The organism is Microbacterium sp. GXF6406 (assembly GCF_054798215.1).
Window position 1 is genome coordinate 1 of sequence record NZ_JBSJZH010000033.1, and the last position, 8,497, is coordinate 8,497.

General features: G+C 66.1%; 7 protein-coding genes and 1 pseudogene. 5 read left to right on the forward strand and 3 right to left on the reverse strand.

The window, feature by feature from the left end:
- The first annotated feature begins 88 nt into the window (after nt 1-88).
- From ACWAUG_RS13105 to ACWAUG_RS13120, 4 genes are read left to right on the forward strand one after another with little or no spacing between them, the layout of a single operon-like run.
- A complete protein-coding gene (locus ACWAUG_RS13105; RefSeq protein WP_460802755.1) occupies nt 89-1,054 on the forward strand; it encodes a VWA domain-containing protein in 966 nt (321 codons plus the stop codon).
- Nucleotides 1,051-2,067 carry a VWA domain-containing protein gene (locus ACWAUG_RS13110; protein ID WP_460802757.1) on the forward strand — a complete coding sequence of 339 codons (1,017 nt, stop codon included), beginning with the start codon at nt 1,051-1,053 and terminating at the stop codon, nt 2,065-2,067. The genes ACWAUG_RS13105 and ACWAUG_RS13110 overlap by 4 nt, the downstream gene beginning before the upstream one ends.
- Entirely contained in the window at nt 2,064-2,819 is a 756-nt protein-coding gene (locus ACWAUG_RS13115; RefSeq protein WP_460802758.1) for a hypothetical protein, read from the forward strand. The genes ACWAUG_RS13110 and ACWAUG_RS13115 overlap by 4 nt, the downstream gene beginning before the upstream one ends.
- Entirely contained in the window at nt 2,813-3,937 is a 1,125-nt protein-coding gene (locus ACWAUG_RS13120) for a hypothetical protein (protein ID WP_460802759.1), read from the forward strand. The genes ACWAUG_RS13115 and ACWAUG_RS13120 overlap by 7 nt, the downstream gene beginning before the upstream one ends.
- Before the next feature lie 98 nt (nt 3,938-4,035).
- Here ACWAUG_RS13120 and ACWAUG_RS13125 read toward each other — a convergent pair whose 3' ends face one another.
- From ACWAUG_RS13125 to ACWAUG_RS13135, 3 genes and pseudogenes are all read right to left on the reverse strand, one after another.
- Entirely contained in the window at nt 4,036-4,977 is a 942-nt protein-coding gene (locus ACWAUG_RS13125) for a DUF7927 domain-containing protein (RefSeq protein WP_460802762.1), read from the reverse strand.
- A 21-nt stretch (nt 4,978-4,998) separates the two neighbouring features.
- Nucleotides 4,999-5,526, reverse strand: a pseudogene (locus ACWAUG_RS13130) (DUF7927 domain-containing protein); the annotation flags it as partial.
- Complete coding sequence (locus ACWAUG_RS13135; RefSeq protein ID WP_460802760.1) at nt 5,520-7,796, reverse strand: DUF7927 domain-containing protein; 2,277 nt, start codon at nt 7,794-7,796, stop codon at nt 5,520-5,522. The gene ACWAUG_RS13135 and the pseudogene ACWAUG_RS13130, both read right to left, overlap by 7 nt.
- Between ACWAUG_RS13135 and ACWAUG_RS13140 the strand changes: the two genes are divergently transcribed.
- Nucleotides 7,719-8,497, forward strand: a 779-nt coding sequence (locus tag ACWAUG_RS13140; protein ID WP_460802763.1) for an IS256 family transposase, incomplete at its 3' end; no start/stop codon positions are given. The two genes, ACWAUG_RS13135 and ACWAUG_RS13140, sit on opposite strands and share 78 nt — an antisense overlap.

Here is an 8,497-nt window from a genome sequence, read left to right on the forward strand (position 1 = left end):
CATCAGAGATCTCGTGTCGCATCACCGTTCAAGAGTCACCCACGCGACGCCAAATCCACTTGATCAACACGGCCTAGCGAATAGCTGGATGATCCTGGTCGCCGCCGGGGTCGTCATCGCGGCCATCGGACTCGGCCTGCTGATCGGGCTCCGCCGCCCCACGCACCGGGTCGATGCGGCGAGCGCACCCATCGCCCGCGCCGAGCGCGTGCGTACGCTCCCGTCGTTCCAGAGCGCCGTGCGCCGCCGCACGGTCGCCGTCTCCGGGGTCATCGTCCTCGGCGTGATCGCCGCGCTGATCGGCGGTGTCATCGCGGCTCGCCCGCTTTCGTCCCAGACGATCCAACCCGTCAACACGAGCCGCGACATCATGCTCTGCCTCGACGTCTCCGGCTCCATGAGCGATGTCGACGTCGAAGTGCTCACGGTGTTCGAGGAGCTGCTCGACGGCTTCGAGGGTGAGCGCATCGGCCTGACGATCTTCAACTCCTCCCCCGTGCAGGTCTTCCCCCTGACCGACGACTACGACTTCATCCGCACGCACATGGAGAGCATCCGGTCGAGCTTCGACTACATGGAAGAGATCCCCGAGCACTGGGTCGGCACCCTCAACGGCCCGGGCGCCTCGCTGATCGGCGACGGCCTCGCCTCGTGCGCCATGCGCTTCGACCACCTCGACGACGAGCGCAGCCGGTCGATCATCCTGGCCACCGACAACGAGGTGGCCGGGGCATCCATCGTCACCCTGCAGGAGGCTGCCGATTACGCCTCCTCCGTCGGGGTGCGCGTCTTCGCGCTCAATCCGGTGCAGGACATCGATGCCGGGCCCGGTGACGAACTCGTCGCCGCCGCGCGATCCACCGGCGGGGACTCGTACGGCCTGCGCGAGACGACGACGGTCGCCGACATCATCGCCGACGTCGAGGAGCAGGACGCCACCGAGCTGCGCGGCCAGGCGCAGGTCGTCTGGGCCGACACCCCGAATGCCTGGATCGCCGTGCTGCTGGTGCTCGGACTCGCCTTCATCGTGCTGATGTGGAGGGTGCGCCTGTGATCTTCCAGCCCGTCCTCAACGTCTTCCTGCTGATCCTGCTGTTCACCCCGGTGCTCGCTCTCGCCGTATGGCTGTTGGTCCGGGCGATCCGCACACCGGCCCCGGGCGCAGCCGGTCCGCTGATGTGGGCTCTGCGCATCGTCATGCTGCTCGCCGTCTTCGGTATGCTCCTGCGCCCCGGCATCCCCGGCGGAACCTCTCAGACCCTCGCGACCGACACCGACATCATCATCGTCCTCGATACGACCGCGAGCATCGCCGCGGAGGACTGGAACGGATCCGAGCAGCGTCTGGAGGGCGTGCGAGCCGATGTGCAATCAATCGTCGAGGAGTACCCCGGCGCGAGGTTCTCGCTCATCACCTTCGACGCCTCCGCCCAGCAGCGTCTGCCGTTGACGACCGATACGACCGCGCTGATCTCCGCCGTGGAGATCGTGCGGCCCGAGGTCACCGCGCAGTCGAAGGGCAGCTCCATCAGCATCGCCAACACGATGCTGCAGGACGTGCTCTCGGCAGCCGCCGAATCCGCCCCCGACCGCTCACGCATGGTGTTCTACCTGGGCGACGGCGAGCAGACGATCAGCGATGAACCCGACTCGTTCTCCGGCAGCGCCGCCTACGTCGACGGCGGTGCCGTGTTCGGTTACGGCACGAGCGACGGCGGCCCCATGCGCATCACGACCGGGTCCTTCGATGCCGCGGACGGCGGCGTCGAATACATCGAATACCAGGGCCAGCAGGCGCTGTCGGTCGTGGACGACGCGAACCTGCAGGCCATCGGCGCCGACCTCGGCATCCCCTATCTGCTGCGCAGCGCCGACACGGCGATCGAACTCCCCGAAGCCCCCACGACGACGACCGACTACGCCGCATCCGGAGAGATCGGCAACATCATCGAGCTGTACTGGATCTTCGCGCTCGTCATCATCGCGGCACTCGGTATCGAGATCGCCCGGGCGACGGTTCTCCTCGCACGGATGCGCGGCCAGGCCGTCCGAGGAGGTGCCCGATGACGATGGATGCCGCGACAGCCCTCCTCGCCTCGAATCGCCGCCGGCGCAGCATCCGCCGCTGGGTCACCATAGCGACCCTTCCCCTGACGCTCGCCGCCCTGCTCTTCGTCGGCAAACTGCTGAGCATGTACGCCTTCGCCCACCAGGCCGTCTCGACGTACGTCGTCGACGACTACGCCGGGTCGACCACGGCGGCGCAGGGCCAGGAGTTCCTCAACTGGTTCCAGCCCTTCATCGCCCCGTACAACGTCGGCACGGCCCTCGCCGGAGCCGAAGAGCTCGATGAGGCGCGCACAAAACTGGAAGAAGCGCTCCCCCTGGCCGCGGGCCTCGAAGTCTGCGCCGTGCACGTCAACCTCGCGATCGTCATCGAACGCCAGGGAGACGCCGCACTCGGCGACGGAGACGGCCCCGGAGCCGCCCAGCTCTACGGCGAAGCGCTCCTCGTGACCGCGCAGACGCCGAAGGAGTGCGAATCCGACGAGGCCGACGGGCAGTCCCCCGACCCCGACCGCAGCATGAGCGACACCCTCGAACAGCTCCAGGAGCGCCTGCAGGAGAAGCAGCAGCAGAGCGAACAGCAGCAGGAGCAGCCCGATGACCAGGGCGGGGGCGAGCAGGAGCAACCGCAGCAGCCCCAACAGGACAAGCTCGACGAACTGCAGCAGAAGCTCGAGCAGGGCGCCGAAGAGCGCCAGCAGCAGAACGGCGGCGACGAGGGTCCCGGCGGTGGAACGGACAAGCCATGGTAGAGCCCGACAAGCAGCGCTCCCGATACCTCGGCGGCACCGAGGGCGCACCTCCCGTCCCTCCCGCCGGCGGCTATCACGGCGCTCGGCGCACCGCGGCGCTCGTCGACCGGCAGGGCTTCCCGCTCCTCACCGCGGCACCGACTGCCGAAGCATCCGCAGATCGCGCACCGGCGGAGAAGCGCGCGGCCGGCCCCCTCGGCTGGATCGCCCTCATCGCGGCGATCCTGTTCGCGCTCGTGCTCCTGGCGATCCTCCTCAGCGGCGGCACTGACCTGCTCTACGGGATCACCCTGCTCGTGCTGCAGCTCGTCATCGTCGGAGTCGTGATCGCCGCCTGCCTCAGCCGACGTGGGCGGATGCTCGGGGCCATCGCCCTCACGACCACCCTGCTGCTGAACATCGCCACCGTCGGCGGCATGAGCGCGCTGCAGACCTCGGCATCCGGCAACTATCAGGGCCAGAAGACCGAGGAGCAGAAATTCACCGAGGCGTATCCCGGGATCCCCGGGGTCTCCGAGAGCACGGTGCTCGCGCAGATGTCACTCGAAGACGTACGTGCCGAGAGTGAAGCCGCCCTCGCCGACGTGCGCCAGCGGCTCAGTGAGAGGTACGGCTACACCTGGACGCAGTCGGGCGACGAGTCGCTGCGCAACGAACGCAACGGGCACGGCGGCGAATCCATGCTCGTCAGCTACACCTCCCCCAGCTGGATCACTAACGAACCGATCCAGGACTACACCCGCAAGATCGAGGTCATGAACGTCATCCAGGACGTCCTCGTCGAGCGCGGCATGTACAGCCTCTACTCGTTCAACGACCCCGCATCCAGCCTCGACGACACCATCCTGCAGCGCTTCTACGGCACCGCCGACCCGGAAACGCAGCACACCTGGGAGTGGTACACCGACAACTACCCCGACCCGATGCGGTTCTACGCGATCCTCTACGACCTCTCCAACGACCCGGCCGGCGAACTCGCCGCCGAACGTGAGGCCGAGACCGCGCAGAGCGGGGTGCCGATGGAAGGCCTGGAGATCTTCTTCCTCGCCCCCGAACTGCTCAGCGAGGACGACGCCGAGGAGTTCTCCGAACTGATGCAGGACTACGACGGGTTCTGATGCGGGGTGCGCAGCGCATGCGCGCTGCGCACCCCGCATCACGAAGAACTGCCCGGCCCCTGGACAGGGGCGCGGGCAGTTTTCCTCGTGCGTCAGAACTACACGCTCTGGACGTCCGTCTCGTTCCGCTTGCGGCGTGCGAGGAGCACGACCGTCAGACCGATCAGCGCCAGTGCACCGGCGAGTCCCACGGCCCCCACGGAGGAGTCCAGACCCGTCGCAGGAAGCGGCGGCACCGGAACCAGCGGATGCTCCGTGCAGAGCGGGGAGTCCTCCGCGCAGACCGGGGTCTCGCCGGTCACCGCGATGACGTTCCCCAATAGGTGGTTGCCCTGCTGGTCGTAGTCCTTCGCGACGACAGCGTAGGTGACCGTCGCGCTGGCGCCGGAGGCGAGTTCACCCGTCACCCGGATCGTGTCGTCGACGGTCTCCGCTCGCAGCGGATCCGTTGCTGTCGGACCGTCGAGCAGCGTCGCGTCGTCGAGCACATCGGCCATGTGGTCGGTGTAGTCGATCTCGACTGCGGGAGCGCCCTCTTCACGCGCGCCGTTGGTGAATGTCAGCGTGTAAGTCACCCGCTCACCCGGGATGATCTCCGTTCCCGAAACAGGGTCGCTGCTCTTGACGACAGAGATCATCGAGACGTAGTTGATCGTGCATCGAGGACGCTCGACGCTCGCGTCAACGCATTCTTCCGGGGTCGGCTGGTCCGCATCCAGAAGGAAGTTCCCCAGACGGTCATCGCCACGCGCACCATCGGGCTTCACCGTCACACTGTATGTGACCGTGACGTAGTCGCTGGCGGGCAGGACTCCTTCGATGCTCATCCGACCGTCGACGATGGGCGATACGCTCAGCGCTGCGCTCGAGACCGTCGCCGCAGCGGTGATCTCGGCGTCGTCCAGGACTCCGCTGAGGTCATCCGCCATATCGACTCCGACAGGAGCGCGACCGACGTTCTCGAAGTGCAGCGTGTAGGTCGCCTCCGCTCCTGGTGCCAGAGACGTGCCGCTGGCGGGGTCGACCGTCTTCCACGCCATGAGTTCGCCGACGGGGTGCTCCGTGCAGGCGACGCCGGGGTCCGCGCAATCAGGGTCCTCCGTTCCCGTCGCAGCCACCAGGTTGCGGAGCATGTTGTCGCCCCGCTCCCCGTCGGGGTTGACCGTCACCACGTATGTCACCGTCACTGTCGCCCCAGGGGCGAGCATTCCCGTCACGCGAACGGTTCCGTTCGTGCCGGTGCTGGCGACGAGCGTCGGCGAATCACTCTCGGCCGTTGCCGTCAAAGCCGCGTCGTCCAGGACACCGCTCAGATCATCGGAGAAGTCGACCTCCCCCGACGCTTCTCCCTCATTGGTGAAGGAAAGCGTGTACGTGATCTCCTGGCCGGCCTCCACCGCAGTGCCGGATGCCGGGTCAGCGCTCTTGGAGACGGCGAGGAGAGGCAAGGGTGTGCTCGTGCACAGGACGCTGTCCTCCGCGCACTCCGTCGGCGGTTCCTCACCGGCCGGCACAAGGTAGTTGTTCGCCACATTGTTGCCGCGCATGTCCGCCGCATTGACCGTGACGCTGTAAGTCACCGTCACCGTTGCTCCGGCCTCGAGATCACCTTCGACCGAGAAGCGCTCGTCGACGACCTCGGAGACGCTGAGCGCGGGGACGACGCTGCGGGAGCATCGGTCAGCGTGGCATCGTCGAGCACATCGGACAGGACGTCTTCGTGATCGACCACAGCGTTCGCTTCGCCCTGGTTCTCAAAGGTCAGCGTGTACGTCAACACGGTTCCCTCGCCGACCGGGTCGGTGCTCGCCGATACGGCCTTGCTCATCAGAATCCGACCGATGGGCGTGCTGGTGCAATCGGGCAGCTCCGCATCAGCAGGCTGACACGTCGGCACCTCCGGCACCACAGGAGGATTCTCCGGATCATTGACCATCAAGAAGTTCGCCGCGAGATCATCACCCCGCTCACCATCAGCGCGCACCACGACCTCATACGACACCGAAGCCGTCTCACCAGGATCCACAGAACCCGTCACCGAGATCCGTACACCCTCACGACTGACCGTCAGAACATCCGACGACGGCTCGACCACAACATCAGCATCATCGAGAACATGCGTCAGATCATCCACCGAATCAACCGTCGCAGCAGCCTCACCATCATTCGCGAAGAACAACGTGTACGTCAGAACAGTCCCCGCAGCAACCGGGCTCTCCGACGCACTCACACTCTTCCACTGCGTCAGACCCGAGCCGGGGAGCTGCACGATGTCGCAGGCCGTTGCGCCGGGCGCGACCATATCGGCCGGGATGCACACGGTGTTCCGGAGATTCTGGTCGCCCTCGCCGGTGTACGTCACCGAGTAGGTCACCGTTGCCGACTCGCCGGCTGCCAGCGCACCGTTCCACGACAGTTCCGGCTCATCGTATGAGACGGAGCCGACGGACTCGACGGCGTCCTGGTTGTACTCCGCCGCATCGAGAACGTCCGTCAGATCGTCCGCGAAGGTTGCCGGAGCGTCGGCGGTGTAGGCGCCGGGACCGACGTTGGTCACCGTGATCTCGTACTCGACCACCTCGCCGATCGCAGGAAGATCAGTGCGGTCGGCAGTCTTGGAGACCGTCAGACGAGGCAGCAGATATTCGGCTTCTGCGCAGGCCTCGCCTGTCTCCGCATCGGAACCGTCCTCGGGCGCATCACAGGCCGGGGGCACAGGATCGTTCGGATCGTTCGGCACCCAGGCGACGTTCCGGACGACGCCGTCGCCGCCAGCGCTCAATGTCACTGAGTACGTCAATTCGACCGACTCCCCGACGCCGAGCGCACCCGACCAGGAGAGCGTGGGCTCCGTGTAGCTCACCGCGCCCGCACGGTTCGCCGTCGCATCAGCGTTGTACGACGCGTCGTCGAGAACGCCGGTGAGCGAGTCGAGAACAAAAGCGGGGTCTTCTTCGGTGAAAGCCGCTGAACCGATGTTCTCAGCCACGACCGTATAGGTAACCACATCACCCACACGCGAGCTGGCGGTCGCATCGGAGGACTTCGCGATCTGGAGCTCGCGAGCGCAAACCTCTGCACTGCTGGTGTCGTTCTCCGCAACCGGGTCGAGCTCGTTACCCAAGACCGATGCGGCGTTGACGAAGCATCCGAGTTCCGTCGATCCGACGGTTCCCGTCACCGTGATGACTGCGCTCTCGCCGACAGCGAGTCGACCGCCCGCACAGCTCACATCATTTCCCGAGACGGAACAGTTCGCCGCTCCGGTGGCCGTGACGTTCGACAGCTCGGCCGGCGCGCTGTCAGTAACGGTCCATCCGCTCGACTCGCCCTCGCCGTTGTTGACGACCGTGAGCGTGTAGGTGACCGTGCCACCGGGAACGTAGACGGGGTCTGCGGATTTGGTGATCGCGAGGTCGACCGGTGCTCCGGGGATCGATGCGCCGTCGTTGCCCGAAGCCGGCGGACCGGGCACCGTGGCCACAACCGTGAACGTGGGCTGAGCTGCACCCGCGTCTTCGATCTTGACCTGGACGATCGTTCCCGTGCCGTTGTTGCTGAACCCGAGGTTTCCGTTTCCGAACCTCCAGGCGGCACCCCAGGACCCACCCTGAGTCGCGCCGGTCACAACGCCGGGGAACCGGGCGTGGCGCCCGTAGCAGGGTTGATGCGAATCATCGTGCCGCCACTGGCAGTCGCGCCCGCGGTCGGGACTGTCAGTAAAACGGTGGATCTGGGACTGGCCTGACCGAAAGGAAGGGCGATGACCCAGACCATCGAGATGATCGATCCTGTGACAGGAGAGATCATCGATGAGAAGCAGATCGCGGAGCAGCTGCTCACGCAAGCGAAGGAGCAAGGCGTCAGCCTCGTCGGGCCGGGAGGCCTGCTGGGCGGGTTGACGAAGACCGTGCTGGAGACCGCACTCGAGGCGGAGATGACCGAGCACCTCGGATACGAGAAGCACCAGGTCACTGACAGTGAGAACGCGCGCAACGGCACTCGTTCGAAGACGGTGCTCACTGAGGTCGGCCCGGTCGAGATCGAGGTCCCGCGGGATCGGGATGGATCGTTCGAGCCGAAGATCGTCCGTAAGCGGCAGCGCCGGTTGGACGGGATCGACGAGATTGTCCTCTCGCTGACCGCGCGGGGGTTGACCACGGGTGAGGTGGCCGCGCACTTCGATGACGTCTATGGCGCGTCGGTGTCGAAGGAGACGATCTCGAAGATCACCGACAAGGTGATCGAGGAGATGACCGAGTGGCAGAACCGGCCGCTGGATCGGGTCTACCCGGTGGTGTTCATCGACGCGATCGTGGTGAAGGTCCGTGATGGGCAGGTCCGCAACAAGCCGTTCTACGTCGCCATCGGTGTCACCACCGCCGGAGAACGCGACATCCTGGGCATCTGGGCCGGCGATGGCGGTGAGGGGGCGAAGTTCTGGCTCGGGGTGCTCACCGAGTTAAAGAACCGTGGCGTCGAGGACGTCTGCATCGTGGTCTGCGACGGCCTCAAGGGGCTGCCGGAGTCGATCACCACGACGTGGGAGTTCGCCGTGGT